Below are 26893 nucleotides of genomic sequence, written 5' to 3' on the forward strand. Positions count from 1 at the left end.
TGGATGTAAAATCAGCAGGCGAAGACACCGCTTATTCTTCCATGAACCTTAGCAACGTCCGCTCCTTGCACCAAGCAGACAATCACTCTAAGTCACCTCCCGCACCACCCCAAAACCAAAAAGTCGCCATAAATGGCGACTCTCCGCAAACCTTACCCACTCCGCTCACATCACTTGTTATTCTTCGATGTGGTGCTGAACTGCTCGGTGAGATAATTGCTGGTGTTATTCAACACGCTAACCATCTTATCCAAGTTGGTGAACTGCTTTTTATAGCGCGCAATCGTGTCATCAATGCGTTTACTGGCGGTGTTGTATTGCTCGGTTAACGTGTTGAGTTTTTTGCTGATGGTATCCGTCGCGCCCTGCAGTACGCCTTTACTGCTGAGGAATGCCGTGAACGTGGTATTCAGCACCGTTGAAACGCCGGTTTTCTTGCCATCGCCCGTGAACATGTCACGCACCGCATCCGGTTTCACTTGCAGGCTACTGGTGAGTTTGTTGGCATCCAGTTTCAGTTTACCGTCCGTTGGATCGGTGGTGATGCCCGCCTGCGATAAGGTCTTGTACACGTTCGAGCCAGACGTATTCGCCAAAATGCTTTTCATCTGCACCTGAATATTGCGCAGCGTGCCATCACCCAGCAGCGCACCGTTTTTGCTATCTGGATCTTTACCTGCATCCACTGCGGTATATTTCGTCAGGCCTGCCATCGTATCCTGCAGCGAGTTATAAGCATTCACCCACTCGGTAATGGCCGTTTTGGCTTTATTGGTATCGCTGCTCACCGTCAGGGTTTGATTACCCGTGGTTTCATCATTCAACCGCAGCGTAATCCCTTCCACCGCATCAGTGATGGTATTGCTGCTGCTCTCAATCGCCACATTATTCACGGTCAGGCTGGCATTCTGCGCGGCAACGCTCTGCGTCATTCCGCTGTTTGCCGTATCAGCTGCATCGAAACCGATAAAGCCGTGCAAAGTGTCATCACCGGTGACGCTCAGCGATTTCACGGCATTCGCCGTACCCGATGCCGTTGAGCTCAGAGACAAACGGTATTCGGTCGCCGATACCTTAATCAGGCTGGCGGTGACGCCTACGTTGGATTTGTTAATGGTGTCACGAATAGATGAGAGCGACGTCTGATCTTTGCTCAGCGTGATGCTCTTCTCTTTGCCATCGGCTGTGACAAACTTCATGGTTCTTGAGGCTGCATCGCTGCCAATCGCCGCTTTAATATCGGTTTGCGCGGCGCTGGTTAGCGTCTGCGATTGCGCCAGATGCTGCACGCTAATGGTGTATTTGCCCGGCAGCGCATTGCCGTTGGTATCAGCACTGAATGCGTTGGAGCTGGAGGTGGTCGTTGTAGCGGTGTAGAGCGCGGCATCGTTTAACTTACTGTTCGCCGTCTGGAAAGTTTGAATCGCGGTTTTCAGCGTGCCGTAAGCGGATAATTTTGCGGTCGCGGCGGATTGTTGTTTTGAAATCGGTGCCAGCGATTGTTTTTCTGCTGCAGTCAATTTGTCGAGGATGGTGCTCAAACCCAATCCTGAACCGACGCCTAAAGTTGAAATCCCAGTCATGTACGCAACTCCTGTTAATTTAACGTTACGGTACTATCGGCAGCCTTAACGCAAACTTTAAAGAAAGCTGATTAAATCCTTACAATATCCTTACGGTTGTAAAATCAATACGATCGCCCGATAACGCCATCACTGAGAAAACATGATGTAACTCACATTTAGTGGTCGCTGTGCTTGTCGCTAAACCCAGGCCGATTATGATCTCGCGGGATTGTTACTGCGCTTAGCGCAGGCAAAACCTGACACGCCGTCCTCCCGGTGGGTCGGGTTTTTTATTTTTCAGGGCTGATGACAATGAAAATCGCGAAAATCCTCAATAACAACGTTGCGGTGGTGCTGGGCGACCACGGTAAAGAGCAGGTGGTGATGGGACGCGGTTTGGCGTTTCAGAAACGCGTAGGTGATGAGTTAGATGCGCAGCAGATTGAGAAAGTGTTCGCTTTGCAAAGCGACGCCTTAACCGGCAGGCTCAGCGAGCTGCTTTCAGACATCCCGCTTGAGGTGATCACCACCAGCGAGCTGATCATCGCTAATGCGCGTCAACAGCTTGGCCAGCCGCTGCATGAAAGTCTCTCCATCGCACTCTGCGATCACTGCCACTTTGCAATTGAGCGTCATCAACAAGGCATCGCCATTCGCAACGTGCTGAAGTGGGAAATTAAAACCCTTTATCCAAAGGAATTTTCCCTTGGCGTAGCGGCGCTGGCGCTGATTCAACAGCGGCTGGGTGTGGAATTGCCAGAGGATGAAGCCGGGTTTATTGCCCTGCATCTGGTGAATGCGCAACTCGGCAGCGACTTCACCGATGTGTCGCACGTGACGCAATTTATGCAGGAGATCCTGCATATTGTAAAATATCGACTGCAGCTTGATTACCGCACCGACAGCCTCAGCTATAACCGTTTCGTCAACCATTTGAAATTCTTCGCCCAGCGCATGCTGGGCAAGCGCGGCGTGTGTAGTGAAGATGAATCACTGCATGATGTGGTGCGCGACAAATATCCACTCGCCTATCAATGTGCGGTGAAGATCGATAAGCATATTCAGCAGAAATATCTGTATGCGCTCTCCAGCGAAGAGCGCATGTTTCTGACAATTCATATTGAACGAGTGCGTAAAGAGACGCTGGCGTTGCAGGAAGATGCCGACGAAGCTTAAGTGGCGACCCTACTATTGTGAGGCGAGGTTTTCGTAGGGTGCGCATTCATGCGCACCGGGTTTATGGCGACCACCCACTTTATTTCAGCGCTTCACCGTGGCTACGAATCACATCCTGATACCAGAAGAAGCTTTTCTTGCGCGAGCGCGCCAGGCTACCGTTGCCCGCATCATCACGATCAACATAAATAAAGCCGTAGCGTTTTGAAAACTCCGCTTTAGACGCGCTAACCAGGTCAATTGGTCCCCAGCAGGTATAACCCAGCACGTCAACACCATCTTCAATGGCTTCCCGCACCTGCACCAGATGATCGTTGAGATACTGAATGCGGTAATCATCCTCAATGCTGCCATCCGCCGCTACCACATCTTTGGCGCCCAACCCGTTTTCCACGATAAACAACGGCTTCTGATAACGGTCATACAGCATATTCAGCAAAATGCGCAGCCCTTCTGGATCGATCTGCCAACCCCATTCGGAACTCGGCAAATGCGGGTTTGGCACCATCGAGAGAATATTGCCGCGCGCTTTCTGGTTATCCTCTTCATTGGTGGTGACGCAGCCGGTCATGTAATAGCTGAAGGAGATGTAATCGACGGTATGTTGCAGGTCACGCTTGTCTGCTTCAGTGATTGTGATTGAAATACCGCGGTCGGCAAAGAAACGCTTCATATAAGCGGGATACGCGCCGCGCACCTGTACATCGCCAAAGAACAGCCACTCGCGGTTTTGCTGCAGGGTTTCCAGCCCGTCCGCTGGACGGCAACTCAGCGGATAAAGCAGCGCGCCAAGCAGCATGTTGCCGATTTTGCCGTCCTTAACAATCTCATGACAAGCTTTCACCGCGCGACCACTCGCCACCAGCTGATGATGGATGGCCTGATAAATCGCCTGCCGATCGCTCTCTTCAGGCAGACCCACGCCGGTAAACGGCGCGTGTAGCGACATATTGATCTCATTAAAGGTCAGCCACAGTTTCACCTTGTGCTGGAAGCGGGTGAACACCGCACGCGCATAGCGCTCAAAACAATCGATAGTAATGCGGTTCCCCCAGCCACCATACTGCTTCACCAGGCCGTACGGCATTTCATAATGTGACAACGTCACTAGTGGGGTGATGTTATATTTCGCCATCTCATCAAACAGGCGATCGTAATAGGCCAGGCCCGCTTCATTCGGCTCTGCTTCATCGCCCTGTGGGAAAATGCGCGTCCAGGCAATGGAAGTGCGCAATACGGTAAAGCCCATTTCCGCGAACAATTTGATATCTTCCGGGAAGCGGTGGTAGAAATCGATGGCGGTATCTTTAATGCCAAAGTCATCACCGCTGCGCTCAACGCGCGCACCAAAAATGCCTTTAGGCTGCAGATCGGAAGTTGATAAGCCTTTGCCACCTTCACGATAAGCGCCTTCAACCTGATTGGCGGCAACGGCGCCACCCCATAAAAATCCATCCGGAAAACGTTTAGTCATCTGCTTGCTCCTTCGTTATTTCAACACCGCCAGCAGCGGAGCGCCTTCGCTCACCGCCGCGCGGCTCAGGGTTAATACGTCGATAAACTCATCGCTGTTACTCACCAGCACCGGCGTCGTGAGGTCATAACCTGCGGCTTTGATGGCCTCGAGGTCGAATTCCAGCAGCACATCCCCCACTTTTACCGGCCGATCGTTTTGCACCTGCGGGCGAAAATAGCGCCCCTCAAGCTTCACGGTATCGAGACCGACGTGAATCAGTACTTCCGCGCCTAGCGCTGACGTTAACCCTATCGCATGGCCGGTACGGAACATCGACGACACCACGCCATTAACTGGAGAAACCACGCGTCCCTGCTGTGGAAGAATCGCGGCGCCTTTGCCCAGCAAACCGCTGGCGAAGGTCTCATCGTTGACATGCTCCAACGGAATCACATCGCCAGCCATGGGACTCACCACGCTTTCACGTTGCGTCAGGGTTGTAGGCGTTGCAGCCGGTTCGGAAGGTGCTTCAGGAAGCGGCTCGCTCAGGCCAAACAGATAGGTCATGACGCAGGCAAACAGCAGCGCCAGCGCCGCTCCAGCAAACGCCGCCAGTACGCTGGCATCAATGCCGCTGTTTGGCACCACCTGAATGAAGGTGAACACGCTTGGGAAGCCAAAGGAGTAAATAGTGGTATGCCAGTAACCGAGAATGGCCGCGCCCACTGCACCGCCAATGCAGCCAAAGATAAAGGGGCGACGGCGCGGCAGCGTCACGCCGTATACCGCCGGTTCGGTGATACCAAAAATGCTGGCGGTGAATGCCGAGCCCGCCACCGCTTTGAGTTTCGCTTCGCGGGTACGCAGGAAAATCCCCAGCGTTGCGCCCGCCTGCCCCAGCACGGCAGGCAGTAACAGCGGCAGCAGCGTATCGTGGCCAAAGTTAGCGAGATTATTCAGCATGATGGGCACTAATCCCCAGTGCAGACCGAAAATCACGCACACTTGCCAAATCGCACCCATCACCGCACCGGCAATCATTGGACTCAGGCTGTAGATGGCCAAATAACCTTCCGCCAGCATCCGGCTGAGCCAGGTCGCCGCCGGTCCTATGGCAAGAAAGGTGAGCGGCACGGTGATGATCAGGCAGCACAGTGGCGTAGTGAAGTTACGCACTGCGCTGGGCGAGCGTGGATGGATCCAGCGCTCGAGTAAACTAGAAACCCAGGCTGCGAAGATGATGGGAATCACCGATGCGCTGTAGTTAAGCACGTCGAGAGGCACGCCTAAAAACGTCAGTGATTTACCTTGCTGCTGCTGTTGCAGCACCTCGAGAATCACCGGATGTACCAGCGCGGCGGCAATCGCCATGCTGACAAACGGATTGCCGCCGAATTTTTTCCCCGCGCTGTAGCCCAGCAAAATCGGCAGGAAGTAGAACAAGCCATCGCTGGCGACAAACAGTACCTTGTAGCTGCCGCTATTGGCATCCATCACGCCGACGACTAATGCCAGCGCCAGTAAGCCTTTAATGATACCGGTAGCAATCATTACGCCGATAAACGGCGTAAAGATCCCGGAAACCAGATCGATAAAGCGGCCGAACAGGCCCAGCGCCGCAGCGTTATCGGCGAGGTCGCTTTGATTATCCAGCGCGTGGCGTGATGTCAGCGCCCGATAAACTTCCGCAACCTGATTGCCGATCACCACCTGATATTGCCCGCCACTCTCCACCACCATAATCACGCCGGGATTATTTTTTAACGCGGTGGTATGCGCGATTTGGCTATTTTTTAGTTTGAAACGCAAACGCGTGGCACAGTGCATTACGCTGATAATATTGTCTTTGCCGCCGACGCCCGCCACAATCTCATCCGCCAGTTCCTGATATTGCATCACCCTTTCTCCTGAACCATGCCCCGAATTTCGCGCAAAAAAAAACCTGAGGCGCGCCCTCTTCAGATGAAAAAGGGCGCGCCTCAGGTTTTGCCTGCCGAACAGTAACAATCCTTAACGCGGACTATCTTGCTTACAGCGCAGCCACGGTGGCAAGCGGATTCAGCAAGGGCAGCGGAGAAGTGTGAAGTACATCACCGATTAACTCAAAGATGAATCATCGAACCAGAGCGTTTGAGCGCCGTTAACGCAAGTACGGTGAGCAGCGCGCCAATCACGATCAGCAGTAAATAACTCATCAGCTGTAGCAACCAGATCCCCAATACACCGCCGCCCAGAAAGGCCAGCACGGTGTAAAAGTGCAGTTTTAAACGCTCGATATAGAGTGGTGCATCTTTCGGCGACTCTTTACGGCGCAGCACATCGAACAACATTGCCAGTTCAATGCCGATATCGGTGGCGGTGCCAGAGACGTGCGTGGTGCGAACGCGCGCGTTGGAAATGCGCGTCACCACCGCATTCTGCAAGCCCATCAGGAAGCTCAGGCTCAGCACCAACAGCACCCCAGAGCCGCTGAACCGGAACCCGATTTCAACCGTTCCCAGCAGCAGCAAAGCGAGCCCTTCAATCAGGATATTAATGGCGTAAATACCGCGAATCTGGCGTCTTCTGCCGGAATTGATAATCAACGTGGAGATGGAAGAGCCGGCGATAAACAGCAGTACGATAAGCAGAAAAAACAGGCCAACGTGCAGGTTGGCTTTTGCCAGGTGATCGGAGAGAGAAGAGACATTGCCGGTCATATTCGCTGAGAAAAAGCCGACCGTTTCAAACGCTGCGGTGTTGAGGGCACCGGCAACCGCAGCCAGGGTGCAGGCCAGGCGAATGTCGGTATTGAAAGTGCGCGTGTTTTCGGCGGTGATCAGCATGGGAGTTCCTGGCCCGGGCAAAGATGCGTATCTTCCTCCCAGCGCCAGGAATTCTCAAGTGCTGCTATGCTACGCCGTCGGCGGCTTCCTGATCCTGCTCGCTAAAACGCTCACGCATCTCTTTCTCAATCTGCTCAAGCGATTTGCCTTTGGTTTCCGGCAGCATGGTGATGACGAAGATCAGTGAACCCACATTGATCGCCGCAAAAATGAAGAACGCGCCATTGCCGGTGGCGGCCAGCAGCGGCGGAAACGCAAACGCGACGGCCGCATTACAGATCCACTGGAACGAAACGGCTGCACCCGTCAATACTCCGCGCAATTTCATCGGGAACAGTTCCGACATCAGCAACCAGTAAACCGGCGAAATGCACATCTGCATAAAGAACAGGAACACCAGAATTGCCGCTAATGCGAACATACTTTGCGTCATATCTTGTGGCATCAGCAACAGTACGCAGCCCAGTGCCAGCTGCATGGCGATCACCACTGTCAAACCAGTCATCAGCATGGTGCGACGACCAAATCGCCCCACCGCTTTGATACCGACGATGGTAGCAATCACCGATACCACGCCGTTGCCGATGGTGGCGGCAATCGAGGCGTTGGTGCCCATGCCGGTGGTCTTCAAAATCACCGGGGTGTAATACATGAATGCATTCACGCCGGTGAACTGGATAACAATGCCCAGTCCAGCGCCCACCAGCAACAGCCTCAGCACCCACTTCTGCTGTAACAGCTCGCGAGCAGATGGCCCCTGCCGTGACGCTTTAGCGTGCTGGCGCATCTCCGCCATCTCCTTTTTCACTTCCCGCGGTGTTTCACGCAGCTTGTGCAGGATACGGCTCGCTTCTTTGATGCGCCCTTCCGCCACCATCCAGTGCGGCGAGGCCGGGACAAAGAAGGTGCCGATAAATAGCAGCGCGCCCGGAATCATCGCCAGCGCCAGCATATAGCGCCACATATGCGAATCATTAAGCAGATAGCTCATCAAGGCGCTCACCACATAGGCCAGCAGCTGGCCGGAAACGATCATCAGCTCGTTACGGCTCACCAGCGGTGCGCGGCGTTTAGGCCCAGCAATTTCTGCAATGAATACCGGTACCGTTGATGAACCACCACCAACTGCGATCCCAAGCAAGAAACGCATTGCCACCATAACGTGCAGATTAGGTGCCAGCGCGGTGCCGATTGCGCCGGCGACAAAGATCAACGCCAGGCTGCGCAACGTGATACGACGGCCAAAGCGGTCTGAGAAATAGCCGCTGAGAAAAGCGCCGAGTGCAGCACCAAAAATCAGCGACGACGTCACTAATCCTTCGGTAAACGGCGTGAGATCGAGACCACCCTGATCGGGTGGCAAGGTCATATACGGCAAGGCACCGGAGATGATGCCGGTGTCATAACCAAACGCCAGCGCGCCCATGGTCGCCACCAACACCACAAAGAATAAGCGTTGTTTGACAGTAAGATTGCTTAGTGCTGAATCATCTTCATTGTTTTGCTGCGATGTTTCCATTCCAAATCCCTGCATATTGAACGCGCCCGATAAGCGCAAAGGCGAAATACCCAAAAGGCAGAAGTATAGACAGGATTTTCAAAATGTGACGAAGGTCACTGTTAAATAGATGGTAATTGCTAACAGGAAGTAAATACCTCTGATTGATAAGGTCAGCAATGGACTTGCTATAACGACGCGACTCAGCGTAAGCTATATACATAATGCATACGTTTCATATACAGGCTACATCATGGGCATCGTCAAAATCTCCGATTTAATGCATGAAAATCTGCGCATTGGCAGTACCGCACTCAGCCGTTCTATCAACGCACAGGCAGAACACTGGATGAAAATCGGCATGCTCGCCGAGATTTATCCGGCACTCAATCATCAGGAACTGACGCGCTTACTGATGCGCGTTGAACGCGACAGCGGTGCTGATTTAGCGCAGCTGCTCGAGCAACCTTCATTTACTCCGCAGGGAATCGCGCAATGAGTATCAAACTGCATACTGCTGAAGAGATCGAACTGGCGCGCGCCGCCGGGCATGCTGCCGCTAAAGTGCTGGAAATCATTACGCCTTTTGTCAAACCGGGCGTCACCACCGATGAACTGGATGCTATCTGCCACGAATACATCGTGAATGAGCTGAACGTGGTGCCGGCAAATATCGGCTATCACGGCTACACGCGCACCACCTGTACCTCGGTAAATCACGTGGTCTGTCACGGCATTCCCGGTGAGAAAAAGCTCAAGGATGGCGATATCGTTAATATTGATGTCGGTATCATTAAGGATGGCTGGTACGGCGACACCAGCCGCATGTATTACGTGGGACAGCCTTCGGTTCGCGCTAAGCGCTTGGTGGATATCACCTATGAATCAATGGTGGCAGGCATCAAGGTAGTGAAACCGGGCGCGACGCTGGGCGATATTGGCGCAGCGATTCAGCAGGTAGCGGAAAAGGCCGGCTTTTCCGTGGTGCGTGAATATTGTGGGCACGGCGTTGGCGAGGTTTACCACGGCGATCCGCAGATCCTGCACTACGGCACGCCGGGTGCGGGGCTGGCGCTGCAGGCCGGTATGATCTTCACCATCGAACCGATGATTAACGCCGGTAAAGCTGGCACCAGCGTGTTATCGGATGGCTGGACCGTGGTCACCAAAGACCGTTCGCTGTCGGCGCAGTGGGAACACACCATCGCCGTCACCGAAACCGGCTTTGATCTGCTGACGCCGTGGCCGGAAGGCACCGGTGAATACCCTGCGATCTAATTTGCATCAGGCTGACGGCGTCATCGCCTCAATCACCTGCGTAATGCGCTGAATCACTCTCTGTGCCGCACGCGATAACTGGCGTGACGGCGCAGTACAAAGCGCTAAGGTGAGTGGGCGCATCACGCTATTTTTTAGCGGCACAAAGCTCAGCTGCTGCTCCTGAACTTCGGTCACCACATCCAGCAATCATTGAGCAAAGGAGATAGCGGTGCCTTTGAAAATGAAAGATGCTGTGACCGTTAATCAGCAACATCTGAGCAGTTATCGATTTCCGCCTCACTGATATGCGAGTTGATAGTGATTAAAGGTTTTATTTGAGTTTATCGAGGGATGCAGATAACTAAAAACAGCCTGGTCAGCGACGCACCGTCACTGACCAGGCTGTGGAGCTAAATCGCACTCGATATGTCTGCTTCGGTGCGATGCATGATCGCCTCATTCGCCACATCCGGCAGCTGGGTGAGCAGCCAATCGGCCATCTGCGTCTCCTGTTGCAGGATACGCAGAAAGGTTTTGACGCCTTTACTGTCTTCCGCCTGCTGCGCAGCGGCCAACAGCGCAGTATAGGTTGCCACTTTATAATTGCAGAACACGTAGCTGCTCACCGCAATGCGCACGCCCTCTTCGTCCCGCAACATATCACTGGCCGCCTGTCCAACCGCCGACATGCGTCCTAACGCATCTTTCAGTGCCGACCAGTTCGTATCGTAACGCTTGAGAACGTCTTTGACCTGCTGGTGCTGCTGTTGCGTCTGGTGTCGATACTGCTCAATACGCGCCTTGAGCAGGGGAAAATCGTCCAGACGCAGAGCGGCTCCTTGTAACATCGCTTCAGCATGCTTTTCCATCGCATGCGCATCGCGCAGCCAATCCAGATACACAAAATCCTTAGTCATCAATTTGCTCCAGAAATGAGATGTCTGGCTAAAAAACAGCGTTGAGGAAAGATTGCTGCTCGTTAGCGACCTGATAGGTTAAACATCGGCTCATTTAGGCTAATAAACTTAAAATAAGCGAAGCGTCAATTAAGGCTGAATAAGCAGATTAATTAAACGTAGCAAGCAAGTGCCACTGCGCAAGTATTGAGCCAAAGATTTGCGATCCCGGGTTAAATGTAACAACCCTTACCGTCTCGCTTATTATTTCCAAGAGAAAGCTTCCCTCTTTCCGTTAAAAAAACAATAATCATAGTTCATGGAAGTTTCATGATGACATGAATAAAAAATTGACTGATAGTTAGGTCATCGAGCTTTACGAAATTAAGGCTTAAGATTAATCCAGGCTTGAATCTGGTAAAAAAGGCACTACTTTTATTTTGCATGACATTGGTATTAATACAGAGAGGAGAACCAATGACGGACGCTAAGAAGCTACCCGATGAGGAAGAAAAAAAGCCGCAACGTCGTGGTGGCGCAGGTAACTTCGCAGAGAATAAGGAACGCGCAGCTGAGGCTGGGCGCAAGGGCGGCCAGGCTAGCAGCGGCAACTTCAAAAACGATCCGGAGCGTGCCATTGAAGCGGGAAGAAAAGGAGGAAAGATCAGCCGACGCAAATAACATTAGCCTAACGACAATACACGTTTAACTTCGTTTTACTTCTGTACAACACTCTCCTGACCCTGTGTTTACGCTTCGCTTAAATACAGAATCAACGACGTCAGGAGAGTTATTTTCTAAGATAAACCCCGCTAATTGTTTGTTTCTTGATCAATCCAACTCTATTTACCGCTTCGCTTATCCTGGTTTTACCCTTCGCTTATTAACGATAAAATTACATTTGCAGGCTAATAATAAATCATGGGCTGATAGATATATTCTGGCACTGCTTTTGACCATAAACGTTTGGGGTTCGCTTATATTAGATAACTAACAGGTTATTTAATTGCCTGATCTTTTCTGCCATCTAACGTTTGCTGATGTTCATCAATAAATGGCTGTTCAGCAGGGTCAATACGGTCCATGCCGCTGGTGAAACGGTGCCAATAGGGATAGTTAGGAGCGGGACGCGTTACCTGCTCTATACGCTTACGCTGCGCTTCACTCAGTTTTAACTCGAAGGCCTGTAAATTTTCGCGTAGATGCGTCTCGGTTCTATTGCCAACGATCAACGATGTAATCCCGGGCCGATTGGCTAACCATGCCAGGCAAGTCTGCGCTATCGAAGCGTTCAATTCTGTTCCCACTTCCTCCAGCACCTCGATTACGCGATATGCATGCTCCATATCATGCACATACGGCTCAGGCCATCCGCTGCCCTGGCGAGTTGAGGCCGGCGCCTTTTTATTGCGACCAACGGCACCGGTTAATAAACCTTCGCCCAGGGGGCCCCAAACCAGCGTACCGATATCCTGGTCCCGCGCCATCGGCAATAATTCATATTCGGCTTCACGCGATTCGGGCGTGTAATAGATTTGCTGGCTGACGGGTTTCAATAGCCGCTGTGCTTCCGCATGGCCCAAGGTTTTCATCATCTGCCATGCGGTGTAGTTTGATGTGCCAAAATAGCGAATCTTGCCGCTTTTAACCAAATCTTCCAGGGCACGCAAAGTCTCATCTACCGAGGCTACGCCATCCCAATTATGAATTTGGTACAGATCGATATGATCGGTTTTTAAGCGCTTTAAACTTGCTTCACAGGCTTTGATTAAATGAAAACGACTTGCTCCACTGGCATTAGGATCCTGCCCCAGAGGACTTCTGGCTTTGCTGGCCAGAATGATTTGGTCGCGTTTTTCTCGCAGCGCCTCACCTAAAACCTCTTCAGCGCCCCCCATTGAGTAGAGGTCGGCCGTGTCGATCATATTTACGCCATGATCTAACGCGATATCGATAAATCTGCGCGCTTCTGCAGCATTCACGTTGCCCGTTTTTTCAAAACCCGCTTTACCCGCAAATGGAACTGTGCCCAACACACATTGAGACACCAGTAGACCCGAATGGCCCAGTTTTTTATATTGCATTTACTTTCCTCCTCTACAACTTTAAAAAGGCGATCGTAATCGCAATCGTTTCACGCTTTAAAAATCATTTTGCCAAAAGCATAGAAGTCGTTTGCACGATACGCAAATCGCTGCAGGAGAATAATCACTTAACAACAAGCATTGATGATAATTAATACATTTCTGGTGCCATTACCGCCCTATAATAGCTATGAACATGCTGGCTCACCATTTTCATCCGCGACAATCATTTGTGCCACACATTAATAATAAACTTTGGTTCTAAAAGCGTTTATTTCAGTTCCTACTTCATAATTGGTCTATCTTATACATACAATTTATTAAGTGGACATTCTATGAAATATTTTCCTCTGATGATGCTTAGCGTTCCGCTATTAGTCGCTTGCGGTGGCGCTAATACGCCACCACACACCCCGCTGCCGGGAAATCAAACCTCTGCCAAAATGCAAACGCTTGAAACAGGTGCCCAGGTGATGCAATCTCGACCGCCGGTGGAAGCCATCAGCGCCTATCTTGATGGGTTTCATTTTTACAATGGGGACAAAAATGGTCAGATGGAAGCACATCATTATGTAACAGTACTTAATGACGATGTGATGCAGGCTGTTATTTATGATAGCAATACCAAAGATGCGAGGCTAATGGGTGTCGAATACATTATTAGTGAACGTCTATTTAAAACGTTGCCGCCCGAAGAAAAAAAACTCTGGCATAGCCATCAATATGAAGTTAAGTCTGGCAGTTTAATTGCGCCTGGCCTGCCTGCGGTGGCTGAGAAAGCGTTAATGAGTAAAATAGTAAATACCTACGGCAAAACCTGGCATACATGGCACACCGATAGAAACAAAACGTTGCCTCTGGGTATTCCAGCGCTAATGATGGGCTTTACCGGTGAAGGCCAGCTTGATCCGGCTCTGCTGAAAGATCGCGATCGTCGCTTTAAAACTGATACCCAAGCGATTAAATCTCAGCGGCAAGATATTATAGCGCGTCCCGTTGCAGCCGGGGCCGATGCCTGGCAACAAGGCGATGTCGTACAACTTAAGCTGGTGGAAGGGGCCGCTGAACACGGGCACAATGACACTACCCATTTCGGCACCTCAGAGCAAACTCAACGTAAAATTGCTTCCGGGAAGCAGTGAAATTCGTCGGCATGGTCGCGGTATGAAAGTATCGCGGCTCATGCCGATTAGTGCGTTAAATTGAGCGATTACCTGAAAATAATGAGCTATCTCCAAAAGAAATTAATAATAGCCTGTACATGGGATATTACGGATTAACCCATTTACAGTTTTTGAGTTTACCAGCCGCACTGTAATGTAATAACGCTCTTTGATTGTTATCCCTCGCTAATAGACACCAGTCCAGCAGATTGATGTGCAGCACTATTACGCCAAAATTAACTTTGCCACTGCCGTCAGTATTACAGCCATGATACTTATTACTAACAACATCACTGCCTGGCGCGGGCCCAGCATAGGTTTTTCTGGTGTTGTCCGATAATTGTTCCCACGCTAACTCGGCACATTCGCTCCCTTGTGCATGCAGTTCTACCGTTCCGCAAAGTCTGAGCTGTATTCGTGTTTCATTACAGTAGCCAAGGGCTGTGACTTTAGGATGAGCCGAAAGCGCCAGCCATTTAGGGCTGCGCACATCAGTATGAAACTCCAGAACACACTTCATACGATCAACACGACGTAATACCAGCGTTCTCGCCTGTGGATGACCTTGTTCATCTATAGAACCGAGCGTAATGAAGTGAAATCCTGAGTCAGCGGCAGCGGCTCCCGCCTCCAGTTTATTCCAGGCGTCGTTATCGATGTCTTCAAGATACAGTGGCATAACATATTCCTGCTAATACTAATAGTAGTTTCGCTTACTCAACATAAATCATTTTTTATCTCATTAAAGCAAGCGGTACCGTTGATGACGCTGTAAACTTCCACGCGATTAATTTGCGGTAATTTAGGCTGTTTCTTACGCTCATCTATTTTTTCATAATCCAGGAGGCTATGCTGCCGCCAATGCCTGCCACGCAACTCATTAACAATGTTTTTATAAATATCACCCGAACTGGCATATAACTCATTAGTATAGAGATAAGTTAATACATAGCGAAAAGCAACAGCTAAAACAAAGAAGCAGATTACACAATAAAGTCCACTTAGAAAAAGCTGAGATACTGTTACTTTTTTCATTGATGTCTTTAAACTGATTATTCATGGGTCCGGCACGATTCTAAATCAGAAGTGTGTATTTCCAAAGCGTTACCGTGGCTGAAGGTTAAATATATTAGCATTCTTCACGAATAAAATCATGACGTGACGGACACGTATTACTGTTGCTACGCCGGGTGTAATCCGGTTGCAACAGCGGGAAGTGGATTTGACGGTCAAGTGACATATTAAAAATCCGGCGGCTTAGCCGGGTTCTTTCTATTTAAATTAGTCCTAATGAATCAGGTAATTCCTTCACGAATTTGCTTTTATCTTCAGTATATTCTGACGATATGACTAAGAAGCCCCTGACAATATCTTTTCTATACTCCGCGCCTAATAGCTGTAATTCTGCTGCCATGTGCTCCATCATTTCTACAGAAATATCCGAAGCCAGCTGTTTCTCGCTTGTAAAATCAAGGAATATAGCAAGATCAGCTATGATTTTTTTTAGTTTAATGTTGCTATTCTTTGACAACTTTTACCTCTATATTCTTGGTTACTAACTCATCAAACATTTTCTAAGCACGATTTTCTTGTGTTTGGGTTGTAACTTCCCGACGCCTCGTCATTCCATAATTTTCAAAGCGTCTAGCACTATACGGCTCAACTACAAAGCGCGGCGCTATACCGTGGGCTATAATCGTGATCACATCTGCCATCGCCATCCATCACCCTGAAAGGGCACTGGATGGCGGATTTTGGCTTTGAGACTGGCCAGAAGATCGAAGTAATCCCGGAGGCAGGGCAACTAATCATCCGGCTGGCTGAGGAATGATAACTAACCGGGTTTAAAACGTAAAATCCCGGCGCGGTGGCCGGGATTTATTAATATTCAGAGTGGTAAATAATATTATATTTATCTCCAAGCTCTTCCTGAAGGTGATGTGCCAGTTTATAACCATCATCAATAAACTGTTTTTTTTCCTCTTCACTTTTAAAACCAGATGATACCGGATCATTGATATTGAGTATGGCATCGTATCGTTCAGCCCACTCTCTAAGCCTATCTTTTAATTTCGAAGATATTGGTAATTCTTCAGGGGAGATGTCCCCATAATTTTCTGGAGATATATCCCATAATGGATGGCACTGATAATCAGCCATTAATTTTATTTCTTTCATTTTACTGAGCCTCGTAAGTTAGCCCCTACGATATATCCGTTATTTCCCACGGTAACAGCAATATTGTATTTCTTGCCATTTATCATGGTTTCATAGATTGGTCGACCTGTGCCAGTCCCTTGATAACCTACTACTTTACCATCAGTTACGGCCTTCATCACTACATCAGGAATACGTGCTTCTGATACTCCTATTTGTGCAAATTGGCTACCATGTCCTTCCACAATATGTTGTAAACCTGCTTTAGAATTACCTTTCTCAAGGAAGATGATTCTTCCACTATTATCCTTTGCAACACCAACGACATTTTCAGGTGTAAATTTAATGCCTTGATTTGTCATTTCTTTAAATAAAGATTTTGTCGTAAAGCTGTTTTTTGCTATCAGGACAAGATCTTTACCCAAAGTTCCCAGCGATGCCAATGCCGCCTGATTTTCTGGATCAGATACGAAAGCTGCATACTTCATCCATTCAGGACTGTTTACATCGATATTTGCCAGATCCTGACCGTTCCACTGCTGGACGTAGGCTTTGGCTTCCTCGCTGGTCATCACGTCCACGCCGGGAAGATTGCCCAGCCAGCCGGGGCGCTCTGTCATATCGACGCCACCTTGAGCCAGTTCCTTATCAACCACCACCGCTTCCAGCGGGTTATCCTTTAGTTTCTGGTCGGTTTCAGCGCTCTGCTGGTCGCTGACCTGTTTCCATTTATCAATAACCGACTGGCAGTCACCCCCTGATTTCCGGCAGTCCGACAGCTCTTTATCGAACGTCAGCGCCTGATCCGCATGGAGGTGATTATTCTCAACAGCGTTTTTCCCTAACTGAGCAGCATTAACCGCTTCAGCTGTATTACCTCCGACAGTGGCACCGACAAGTCCCGACGCAAGTGTGCTTAATGCACTAACAGTCTGCTTCTCCGTTTCTGTAAGGTTGTCGGCAGTTTTGCCGGGGTATAGCTGACCCATCACAAATTTTGCCATCAGCTCACCGCTGACGGCACCCGCTGCACCTGCCAGCGCGTCATGCCCGGAGGCATAAGAGGCAATGGCACCGACTACGGCATGCGCCATCGCCTGCGCTTCAGGGTTGCCACTGGTATATTTGTGAATCTGCTCTGCCAGATAGGGGGTGGCTGCGCCACTGATTGCCTGGCCGATGTTATTACCGGCCAGCCCCTGCACTGCAGCCGTTACCGCCTGGATGCCTTGCTGTACAGCACTGCCCGTTCCCAGCTTTGTTGCACTGAACGCGGCATCATAATTGTTCTGCCAGGCCTGCTTAGCGATTTCATCGTCACCCGCAGTTTTACCCGGATTGGCTTTTTCCCAGTCAGACTTTGCTTTAGCCAGATCTGATTCGCTCAGAGAGGACATCTTCTCATTGGCTTCCCGCGTGGCGATAATAGCGCCCTGAGTCCGTGCTATATCCCCTACCTGCACGCCAATCTCGCCTATCATCTGCGCGGTCTGGAGACGCTTTTGCTCTTTCTCTTTGTTAAAGATCGGACTGATGCTGTCGTTAGCATGCTCAGTGTCGCGGCTTAGGCTTGTTAAATTCTGCTGCTGATTAGCCTTGTCGCGAATGACTATCGTACCGTCAGCCACGGCAGATTGTGTAGTGCCATCTGCATGCCCGTTACTGCCGGCTCCGGCAAGGAGAGTATTAGCCATATTACCGGCAAACTGCCCACCCATGCTTGCGCCTGAGCTGATGCCAATACCTTGGTGCTGGGTTTTGTAATCAGCCTCATTATGAATATCAGTAAAGCCAAGCGTGCCGGTATCAAGACGGTTTTTATCGGCATCTGCCTGGCTGGCAATGACCGCACCGTTGAGCTGCGTGTGGTTGCCAACCGTGATGTCAAAGCCACCTTTACCGGCATAAATGCCGCTCTGATCAAGAACACTGTCGTAATTGCTGTGCATCTTGTCCTGGCTGGCATTGATGTAACCTGAGCCCGTCATAGAGCCGAAAGTGAAACTACCTCCCGCACCAAAGCTCACCTGCTTCGAGTCATAGTTGTCGCTATCCTGCAGGCTGGTTATCGTCAGGTCACGTCCAATGTCCGCTTTGACGCTGTTGCCATTAACCTGCGCACCGCTGAGTGTTGTATCGCGGCCGCTGGTAATAGACACATCTCCTCCACTGTCCAGCGTGGTTTCACTCCAGACGGTGCCGTTGCCTTTTTCATGTCCTTTCGCGCCATTGACGCTGGCAAAGATACTGAGGCCAGCACTGCCCGACCCCACGCCAAAGCTGATGCCAATGCCGCCACCGCTGCTGCTGTTCTTCCCGGTGGTCTGTTGTGTGTTAGCAGCCGCAGCCAGTGTGATGTCATTTGCAGCATGCAGAGAGGTATCGCCGCCGGCTTTCAGCTGACTGCCTGCAATCAGCAGGTCTCCGCTGTTGATGCCGTTTCCTTTGGCGGTAGCATCGATACTTAGATTTTTACCGGCGTTGATTGTTGAGCCGCTGACCGTGTCAGATGCCTGGTGTTGCTGTGATTTGGATTTTTGTGTCGTCAGCGACAGACTGATGCCAACGCCGTTGTTAGGATCACCATTCGCCTGAGCGAGCTGACTTGCCTGATTCGCCTGTACGCCGGAAAGTACCGCTTTGGTCGCCTGTAATGCGGCTAATCGACCGTCACTCTCCTGCTTTGCAGACTGCGCTGCGGCAATGGCACTGTTGACGGCTTCCGCCACTGCGCCGGATAGCGCCAGCGTCAGGCCACTGGTACGTTGCTCAAATCGCTCGTCACGCGTCCGCACATCATGACCCGGAGTGATTGCGACGCTATCGCCCTGCAAAGCCATGTTGCCACCGGCAATAAGATCGGCCCCGTTGACCTGAAGCTGCTTACCGGCCGTAATTGAAACATCACCGGCGGTGCTGCCCACCGTGCTAATGCTCTGGCTCTGAGTGGTGCCTTTATCCTTCACGTCATGCAGCGTTTTACTGCTGCCAATGCTGATGCCGATCCCGCCCGTGCCCATCAGCCCGCTTTTACGGGTTTCTGAGAATCGCCAGGTCGAATCCGTGTTGGTTGCGGCAGTGATTTCGACATTATTGCCCGCGTTCAGCGCAACTTTGCCATCACCCACTACCTGTGAACCGGTAACCAGCACATCATTTCCGGCAGAAACCGAGACGTTATTCCCGCTCAGCAGTGTGCCTTTTTCATTGGTTGTGCTGTCTTCCTGAATGGTGTGCGTCGTCTTTTTGCTGAGCAGACCTTTTTTGGTTTTGGTTTCTTCTTTGTAGTAATAATCGCTCTCTGTTGCAGTGCCCAGATCCACGTTATTCCCGGCATGTAACGTAATGTCCTGTTGAGCCGTTACGTCACTCGCCCGGCTGGTAATGTCGTGGCCTGCTATTAGCGTTGTACTTCCACCACTGGCTATTTCAGTTCCCTGCTGGCGCACGGTTTCGTTAATCACCGTTTTCTTGCTGCCGCGCTCGCTGTTACCGGAACCGGACGTTGCGGCGTTCAAATTAATATCGCGGCCCGCTTTTAGTCCGACATCACCTTCCGCCGCCAGCGCTGCTGACTGGCTGGTAATATCCTGCCCGGCGATCAGCGTCAGGTTGCCGCCGCTGGAAACCGTCGTGCGTTCAGTACCTGAGCTATGGGTTTCCTTGTTGCCGATTTGGCGGCTTTCGCTGGTCTCAATATTGTTGAGACTGAGATCGTGCCAGGCGTTGAGCAGCAGATCGCCGCCCGCATTCAGTGAGGCGCCGGTGATGTTGATATCGTTGCCGGACTTCAGGCTGAGCGCATCCAGTGACGTAATCGCCGCCGTCTGGCCCATTAGCGTCTTGCTCGCCTGCATCGATCCTTTGCCGCCGATCGTCCATTGTGAGCTGACGGTGGTGTTATTGATGTCGCCGTTAACGCTCTCCAGCGCCACTTTTTTGCCGCTGATCGTCGAACTGACGTTATTGATGTTATTCAGCGCGCCCAGCTGCAGGTCGCCTCCCGCTTTGATCAGCCCGGCATTGAGATTGTCGATATTGTTCTGGCTGTCTGCGCTGACACTGTTCTGCGCCACAATGCTGCTGGCGCTGTTGATGATGTTGCCGCCAGAAAGCGTCACGTTGTTCCCGGCAATCACGCTGCCGTTGTTCATCGCCGCATCTTTCTCGGACAGGTACACTTTCGGCACCATCACCGTCTGGCCATTTACCGAGGTGGCTTCCCACCAGATGATGCTCTTATCCAGTGAAGCAACCTGATCCGCGCTAAGCGACACGCCTAACTGCAGGCCTAAAGCCTGCTGTGACGCGGCGGCGTTATCCATCAGGTAACGCATCTGATCCAGATCGGAACCCACGCCATTCAGATAGCGGTTGCCCGTCTGATTCAGCACAACGTTGCTGACGTAACGCGTATCAAACGCCGCATCGCCGAGGAAGCGGTAATCGTTGTCTGGCTTGAGATTCAGCCTGTCCAGCAGATAGGACGAGCCGAGGAAGGTATTTACGTCGGTATACTGCTGACGGCTTTCCTGTGGTGCACTGCCGGGCTGTTTACCCAGCAATTGATTGAGGTCACCAAACAGGCTGCTATCCAGCTGCCCAAGACCGTTTAATTTTGGGTTTACGGTGATGAGATAAGGACTGCTGCTGTCGCCCGCGACGAAGTAGCCATTGTCACTGGTTGGGAGTGGATAGGCGCTGGTATCCACCGCTGAAGCACCATAGCTGCCCAGAGCCGAGGGTTTTACTGCGCTGCCTGACGCCAGTTCAGCGGCCTTCCCAAGGTTCGCCTTGTCCTGTTGTTTGCCATTGTGATTTGAGAGCCCAACAGTTTCAGGCTGTGCGTTTTGCAGCGACGTGCCGCCGTTGACCTGCTGCAGGGCATTTTGCAGCTGATCGCGCCATTCCGGTGAATTGATCGCCACCTTATCTGTGGCGGCGAGTTGCTGGCGCTGCTGAGCCGCCACCTGGCTGATTGCGGCGAGGTGAGTTAATGCAGGCGCACTGACCGTGGTGCCTATCCAGATGGCATTAGGAGTGGTGGAGGTATTGCTGATATCACCACTGAAAGTGGCGTTAACGTTGCCGCCGGCCTGAATGACGCTGCGATATACGTTACCGCTACCAGTAGTTTCATATACCGGACTGCCATCGAGCGTGTAGCCAAATGAACTGGACGTAGCGCCACCGTTATAACGGTAAATCTGATAAGCCGTGGTTGTACCATCAGTCCAACTTTGGTTTTTCAGTTCCCCGCCTGACAGCGTCACATTGTTACGGGCAAGCAGAGAAGAAGCGGAATTATCAAGCTGCGCGGCCAGCACATTCAGGTCTTTTCCCGCCGCAATGCGCCCTGCTCCTCCGCTTGCATTTGCGGTCACGTTTATGGACTGATACGCAACCTTTTGCACTTGGACATCAGCATTAGGTGCATAGCTGTAGGTGTGGGTTTCCCAGTCATCACCATGTCCATGATGTTGTTGAGTCCCACTGACGTATTGGTAGTAATCGCCGGGTTTAAACCACGAGAATGGGATCCTGATATTCGTTCCATTCGCCCATGACGGGATAGCAAGCTCAGTTATCTCTTCACTGGTACTCAGGCCATCACGTGTATTCAGCAGATGCCCAGTCTTAATCGTGATATCACCATTCTGCGACTCAATAGTTCCCGAGGTATTGATCACCTCGCCATTGGCATTGCCCGCCGCGTCGCGCTGCATCCACACACTGTTGCCCGCCAGCATATCGCCGCGCTGGTTTTTAATGCTGTTGGCGTAAAGATAGAGATTCTGCCCGGCATACAGCAGCGCCGTATTCACAATGCTGCCCGGCGAGGAAACGGTGAGGTTACCACGCGTGCCGGTAAAGCCGTTGAGCGTGACGTCACTGCGGCTGATCAGCGCAACATTGCCACCGCCCTGCAGCGTGCCCGCACCGTTCATGCTGATGCGGTTACCACTCAGGCTGCTGTCGCCGGTTCCGGTGGTGAGCTGGCCATTGTTCGTCAGATCGCCGCCTGCGCTCAGCGTCAGCGCCTGGCCCTGCAATGTTCCCTGGTTATCAATCGCGCCATTACTGCTGATAGTCAGGCGATTACCTGCGGCCAGCGTGTTGCGTGCGGTAAAACTATTGATGAGTTTGACCGTCGCATCGCCCAGCGCCACCACCTGTCCAAGCTGATCAAATCCCGTACTTTCCAGCAGCAGGTTACCGCCGCTGAACAGCTTACCCGCCGCCTGTTGCGTCACCTGTGTAGCTTTAACATTCAGCTGATTGGCGCCCAGCAGCGTGCCGCTGTTGGTGAGTTGCGCGTAGTTCACCGTCAGGTTTCCGCCCTGCGCGGTGCCCTGGTTCTGCAGGCTGGTGCCGGTGAGTGTCGCCTGCTGATCCGCCATAAACGTGCCGCTGTTGCTGGCGCTGGCCGCATTGAGGACCAGCTGCGAAGCCTGCAGCCAGCCGCTGTTAGTCAGCTGTGGCGCGCTGAGCGTGAGATCTGCCGAAGAGAGCACTTTGCCGCTGTTGTTTACCAGGCCGCTGGTGTTAATACGGCTGGTGGCGCCTTGAATCAGGCCGTAGTTATAAAGTTCGGGCGTGGTCAGCGTCAGGCCGTTTTGACTAAGTAACGTCCCGCTGGCGCTATTAGTGAGGCGTCCGCCGGCGTTCAGCTGCAGACTGCTGTCGCCCTGCATGCGCCCGCTGTTGGTAATAACGCCGCTGTTGAGTGATAAATTCCTGCCCTGCATTCGGCCCGCGCTATCCACGGTTGCTGCATGCACATCCAGCGTGCCACCGCTCAGCAGCGCCGCGTTTTGCTGCTGCGTCAGCGCGCCCGACAACGTGGTGGTCAGCCCTTCAACGCCCGAGATCTCGCCGCCGTTGTTAAGCGTTGCACCCTGTAACGTCAGGTTGCGGGCAATCCACTGTCCCTGATTGGTGAGGCTGAGTGCGTTCAGTGCGGCATTGCCGTTCGCCGTGATTTTGCTGCCGGAGGCGGACGTCAGCGCCTCACTGAGGTTGAGCGTCAGATCGCCTGCGCTCTGGATAGCGCCATTGTTGGCAAGGCGGGTGGCGTTCAGCAGGATTTGCTGTCCCTGCCAGCTGCCGTTGTTGGTGATGACATCCCCGGCAATGTTCAGCGTGCCCTGCGTCAGCAGCTGACCGCCAGCATTGTTGATTAATTCCCGTGCTGGCGGCGTCTGTACCGCCAGCATGCGGAAACTGCGGGCCTGCGCCGGACCGATAGTCAGAGATTGCAAGCCAATCAGACTGCCCTGATTGGTTACGCTGGCCGGGGTAATTACGAGCGTTTCGCCCTGCACGCTGCCGCTGTTATTCAGCGCAGCGCCACTCAGCGTCATCGCTTTATCCGCCAGCAGCGAGCCGTTGTTGTTCAGATCTTGCGCGCTGACCTGTGCCGTGCCTTGCGATAGGATTTCACCGCTATTGCGCAGCTCACCCTCAACCTCAGCTGACACATCAGTGGTGCCCAGCAGCGAGCCCTGATTCTGCCAGCGGTCTGCGTTGATTTGCGCCTTGTCACCCTGGATTGTGCCGGATGTGTTGAGGTCGTTAGCGTTCAGCAGCAGGTCACCGCCAGTCAGCATTTTGCCGCCAGCTGTCTGTGTCAACGCGCCGCTTGACTGCGCATCCAGCGAAGATGTTCCCTGCCATAGGCCACTGTTGCTAAGGCTGCTCCCGCGTAACACCAGACGATCGGCCAGCACTTTACCGCTGTTCTGCAGATTACCCACCGTCAGGCTGGCATTGCCGCCCGCGGTCAGACTGCCACGGTTATCCAGCAGCCCGTCAGATTGACCTTTCAGTGAGTCAATACCGTAAACGGTGCCACTGTTGGTCAGCGATCCAAACTGATAGTCGATGCTATTGCCCTGCCACACACCGGCGTTGTTAGCTGTTGCACCTTTAAGTGCAAGAATACCGTTGCTCAGTAGCTGCCCCGCGCCCTGGTTGCTGAACTGTTTGAAATCCGCGCTAAGTCCATTGTCACCCTGGAGCAGACTTTGGTTCTTCAGCACATCACCTGTCGCATTTAACTGCTGTGCCGCAATCGAACCGCCGTTGTTCAGCTCGCTGGCATGAATATCCGCCTGACGCTGGGCAAGCAAAACACCCTGCCCGTTGTTATTCAGCGTGCCGCTCAGGTCTGCATTCAGATTGGTTGCGGTGATGCGCCCGCTGTTGGTCAGGTTGTGACCGTTAATGCTGAAGTCACCAGCCACCTGTAGCAGGCCCGTATTCGTCAGCTGTACCGGGGAAAGCGTCAACGAACCGCCGCTGATAAGCTGACCGCTGGCGGCGTTGGTGATACTCGCGCTATTTAACAAGAGTGAGCTGTTACCCTGCAGCAGTCCGGCGTTGGTCAGCTGAGGTGCGGTGATGCTGAGTCGGTCGGCTGCCAGCGTACCGCTATTAATGATGTCGTTGCTGATGAGGGCAAAATCATTCTGGCTCAGCAGTGTGCCACGGTTTTCCAGTGCGCCGTTCAGCGTACCAATTAATTGCGTGGTCGCCTGAGCGAGGCCGGCGTTCTGCCAGCTTTGCAACTTCATATCAAGCGTGTCGGCCTGAATGCTGCCCTGATTATCCAGGCTGTCAGCTTGAGCCGCCAGCGTGCCGGCACTCAGTAACTGGCCGCTGATCTTATTACTGAGCTTATCGCCCGCAATGGTCAGTGCATCACTGCCCTGAATCAGCCCGCTGTTAACTAAATCACTCTGCAGCGTAAGCGCCTGTGCCATCAGCCAGCCGCTGTTATCGATGGAGTGAGCTTTTACATTCAATCCCTGCTGACCAAGAATTTTTCCGCTGTTATCCAGCGTGCCGGTTGTCAAATCTGCATCGCCAGCACTCAGCAGGTTGCCGCTGTTTTGCCAGTCAACAGCGGTGAGCGCCAGCTGTTCTCCCTGCAGTAATCCGCGGTTATCAAGCTTGTCTGCGCTGACTCTCATCTGGCCGCCACTCAGCAGCGTGCCGCTGTTAGTCAGCTGTTTGCCCTGGGTTTGCAGAGAATGATTGCCCTGCAGCGCACCCGCGTTGTCCACTGATACCGTATCGATATCCAGTCGATCTGCGGTTATCTGACCGCCGTTAATGAGCGTATTGTTCTGAAGTAGTAGCCGGTGATCGGCAATCAGCAGCGAGCCCTGCTGATTAGTGAAAGCCAGATTGCGCGCAGCGATGTCCGCCGCATTAATTTCACCGAGGTTGATGAGGTTATCACCACCCAGCGACAGCGTGGCACCGCTGGTGATCAGCCCGCTGTTATTCAGCTCCGGCAAATTCAACGCAAAGCTGTTATCAGAGCTCAGCGTGCCGCCTGCAAGGTTGGTCAGACGATTGCCTGTAATGCCGAGGGAGTTTGAGCCTTGAATCAAACCGCTATTATCGATCTGTGTGCTATCAAGTCTCAGCACCGGTGCGGAGAATATGCCTTGGTTGAAAAGGCCTTTGCTGCTGAGTGACACAGATTCTGAACCGGAAATCGCGGCGCCTTTGCGGTTTTGCAGGCTGCCTGCCGTAATCGCGGTCGTTGCGCTGGCCAGCATGCCTGTGTTGTTCAACTGCTGTGTGTTTGCAGTGAGATTTTTGCTGGCCGTAAGTTGGCCGCTGTTGTCGATACGGGTTTGCGCCTGCAGCTGAATATCACCACCCGCTTTGCCGCCTGAGGCTGAATCCACCGAAATGACTGCACTGCTAAGACGAATATCACGCCCCGCCGTCAGATTGCTGCCCGAGGCTTCAAGCGTACCTTTAGCGGTTAAACCTATCCCGACATCACTGACCAGCGCACCCGTTTGTAGTGCAATATCCTGCTGCGCATTTACCGCGATCTGCCCGGTCGCTTTGTTATTGCCGCTGAGCGTTACCGAATCCGCATTGGCTGTCAGCGCCCCACTACTCAAGCTGTTGTTCAGCGTCAGCTTGCCGCTGGCATCGAGCTGAATATCACCCTGTTTCGCCACCAAATTACCGAGGTTAACCCCAACCCCTTTCTCACTCGACACCAAATGAATACGGTTGGCGTACATGCCGCCGAGCGCACCGGTATCCACTGCCACTGATGGCGCGGCACCTTCTCCAGCAATCGGCGTCACGGAACCCTCCGCACCCACGCGGTTAGCCCCCGCTGTCACCGACAGATCTTTCGCATAGATCCCGGCGTTGATCTCCGTCGCGCGTGCGACGATCGCCACCGCATCGGCGTTGCTGCCGTCCAGTCCCTGACCTTCGACGATCACCGAGCCTTTTGTCACCTCCAGCGCCGCCAGATTACCGTTGGCATCCAGCTGCGGCTTGCCGGTGGTGAGCGTAACGTTGGGTGTGTTGATAAAGCCACAGCCGTTACAGGTAATGCCATAAGGGTTGGCAACCATTACGTTAGCGGCTTTGCCCGCTACTTCGGTGTAGCCCTGGAGCTGCGAACGATTAGCGCCAACCACTTCGTTGATGATCGCCTGCGCTTCTCGACCCGCTTTCAAATTCGGGTTGTTCTGAATTAGGCCGCCGAGCTGCGTCTGATTAAGCTGGCCGGTGGCGTTATTAAGGATTAAGCCCTCTTTGCCAACGTTGTACTGCTGATACTGGTTGTGGGATATGCCTGCGCCGTTAGGCGTAGCGATATTCACCACCGGCACGCCGTTACCGGCGGCATCCAGCTGGGTGCCAGGCGTGACCGGCGTGATTTGTGCCGCCATCGCAGGCAGCATCGGCTGTACCGCCACCAGATAACAGATGACGTAGCTCAGCGCGCGACGGGCGAGGGAAACGGGTTGACGATCGTCCATAA

Annotated in this window: 18 protein-coding genes and 1 pseudogene; 6 read left to right on the top strand and 13 right to left on the bottom strand. The window is 52.4% G+C overall.

Features of this window, described 5'->3' with window-relative positions:
* Positions 1-170: 170 nt before the first annotated feature.
* Positions 171-1583, bottom strand: a complete 1413-nt coding sequence (fliD, locus tag ACIP6T_RS11405; protein WP_400457179.1) for a flagellar filament capping protein FliD — start codon at positions 1581-1583, stop codon at positions 171-173.
* Positions 1584-1877: 294 nt separating this feature from the next.
* Between fliD and licT the strand changes: the two genes are divergently transcribed.
* Positions 1878-2741, top strand: a complete 864-nt coding sequence (licT, locus tag ACIP6T_RS11410) for a BglG family transcription antiterminator LicT (RefSeq protein ID WP_345830177.1) — start codon at positions 1878-1880, stop codon at positions 2739-2741.
* Between the two features lie 79 nt (positions 2742-2820).
* On the opposite strand, the gene ACIP6T_RS11415 is transcribed toward licT, so the two are convergent.
* The 4 genes from ACIP6T_RS11415 to ACIP6T_RS11430 all read right to left on the bottom strand — a co-directional run bounded on the left by ACIP6T_RS11415 (position 2821) and on the right by ACIP6T_RS11430 (position 8541).
* Entirely contained in the window at positions 2821-4215 is a 1395-nt protein-coding gene (locus ACIP6T_RS11415) for a glycoside hydrolase family 1 protein (RefSeq protein ID WP_400457181.1), read from the bottom strand.
* A 15-nt stretch (positions 4216-4230) separates the two neighbouring features.
* Positions 4231-6093: a PTS beta-glucoside transporter subunit IIABC gene (gene bglF, locus ACIP6T_RS11420; protein WP_400457183.1), complete on the bottom strand. Its 1863-nt coding sequence runs from the start codon at positions 6091-6093 to the stop codon at positions 4231-4233.
* A 206-nt stretch (positions 6094-6299) separates the two neighbouring features.
* Positions 6300-7022, bottom strand: a complete 723-nt coding sequence (locus tag ACIP6T_RS11425) for a YoaK family protein (protein WP_097098307.1) — start codon at positions 7020-7022, stop codon at positions 6300-6302.
* 64 nt (positions 7023-7086) lie between these two features.
* Positions 7087-8541, bottom strand: coding sequence for a sugar porter family MFS transporter (locus ACIP6T_RS11430; RefSeq protein WP_097098306.1), 1455 nt, complete (start codon positions 8539-8541; stop codon positions 7087-7089).
* Between the two features lie 232 nt (positions 8542-8773).
* Here ACIP6T_RS11430 and ACIP6T_RS11435 point away from each other — a divergent pair, with 232 nt between their 5' ends.
* Positions 8774-9019 carry a ParD-like family protein gene (locus tag ACIP6T_RS11435; protein WP_097098305.1) on the top strand — a complete coding sequence of 82 codons (246 nt, stop codon included), beginning with the start codon at positions 8774-8776 and terminating at the stop codon, positions 9017-9019.
* Positions 9016-9798, top strand: a complete 783-nt coding sequence (map, locus tag ACIP6T_RS11440) for a type I methionyl aminopeptidase (protein ID WP_097098304.1) — start codon at positions 9016-9018, stop codon at positions 9796-9798. The genes ACIP6T_RS11435 and map overlap by 4 nt, the downstream gene beginning before the upstream one ends.
* Positions 9799-9804: 6 nt before the next feature.
* Here the strand turns inward: map and ACIP6T_RS11445 are convergent.
* Positions 9805-9987, bottom strand: a pseudogene (locus tag ACIP6T_RS11445) (LysR family transcriptional regulator); the annotation flags it as partial.
* Between the two features lie 203 nt (positions 9988-10190).
* Complete coding sequence (locus tag ACIP6T_RS11450; protein ID WP_400457186.1) at positions 10191-10697, bottom strand: DUF892 family protein; 507 nt, start codon at positions 10695-10697, stop codon at positions 10191-10193.
* Between the two features lie 456 nt (positions 10698-11153).
* Here ACIP6T_RS11450 and ACIP6T_RS11455 point away from each other — a divergent pair, with 456 nt between their 5' ends.
* On the top strand, positions 11154-11357 hold the full coding sequence (locus tag ACIP6T_RS11455; RefSeq protein WP_064740224.1) for a general stress protein: 204 nt from the start codon (positions 11154-11156) through the stop codon (positions 11355-11357).
* Between the two features lie 317 nt (positions 11358-11674).
* Here the strand turns inward: ACIP6T_RS11455 and ACIP6T_RS11460 are convergent, their stop codons facing one another.
* Entirely contained in the window at positions 11675-12760 is a 1086-nt protein-coding gene (locus ACIP6T_RS11460; RefSeq protein ID WP_400457188.1) for an aldo/keto reductase, read from the bottom strand.
* A gap of 335 nt (positions 12761-13095) precedes the next feature.
* Here ACIP6T_RS11460 and ACIP6T_RS11465 point away from each other — a divergent pair, with 335 nt between their 5' ends.
* A complete protein-coding gene (locus ACIP6T_RS11465; RefSeq protein ID WP_400457190.1) occupies positions 13096-13902 on the top strand; it encodes an OBAP family protein in 807 nt (268 codons plus the stop codon).
* Positions 13903-14029: 127 nt separating this feature from the next.
* On the opposite strand, the gene ACIP6T_RS11470 is transcribed toward ACIP6T_RS11465, so the two are convergent.
* The 3 genes from ACIP6T_RS11470 to ACIP6T_RS11480 all read right to left on the bottom strand — a co-directional run bounded on the left by ACIP6T_RS11470 (position 14030) and on the right by ACIP6T_RS11480 (position 15454).
* Entirely contained in the window at positions 14030-14602 is a 573-nt protein-coding gene (locus ACIP6T_RS11470; protein WP_400457192.1) for a pyridoxamine 5'-phosphate oxidase family protein, read from the bottom strand.
* Positions 14603-14640: 38 nt separating this feature from the next.
* Positions 14641-14958, bottom strand: coding sequence for a hypothetical protein (locus ACIP6T_RS11475; RefSeq protein WP_400457194.1), 318 nt, complete (start codon positions 14956-14958; stop codon positions 14641-14643).
* Between the two features lie 241 nt (positions 14959-15199).
* Positions 15200-15454 (bottom strand): hypothetical protein, encoded by a 255-nt coding sequence (locus ACIP6T_RS11480; protein WP_097098299.1) that lies wholly within the window; start codon positions 15452-15454, stop codon positions 15200-15202.
* Between the two features lie 213 nt (positions 15455-15667).
* Between ACIP6T_RS11480 and ACIP6T_RS11485 the strand changes: the two genes are divergently transcribed.
* On the top strand, positions 15668-15754 hold the full coding sequence (locus tag ACIP6T_RS11485) for a hypothetical protein (RefSeq protein WP_370659834.1): 87 nt from the start codon (positions 15668-15670) through the stop codon (positions 15752-15754).
* A 50-nt stretch (positions 15755-15804) separates the two neighbouring features.
* Here ACIP6T_RS11485 and ACIP6T_RS11490 read toward each other — a convergent pair whose 3' ends face one another.
* Positions 15805-16101, bottom strand: coding sequence for a hypothetical protein (locus ACIP6T_RS11490; RefSeq protein WP_345830194.1), 297 nt, complete (start codon positions 16099-16101; stop codon positions 15805-15807).
* Entirely contained in the window at positions 16098-26891 is a 10794-nt protein-coding gene (locus ACIP6T_RS11495; RefSeq protein ID WP_400457197.1) for a hemagglutinin repeat-containing protein, read from the bottom strand. Before ACIP6T_RS11495 ends, ACIP6T_RS11490 begins: the two co-directional genes overlap by 4 nt.
* Positions 26892-26893 lie beyond the last annotated feature (2 nt).

It is taken from the genome of Pantoea sp. NPDC088449 (genome assembly GCF_044753225.1).
Lineage (GTDB): Bacteria > Pseudomonadota > Gammaproteobacteria > Enterobacterales > Enterobacteriaceae > Pantoea > Pantoea floridensis.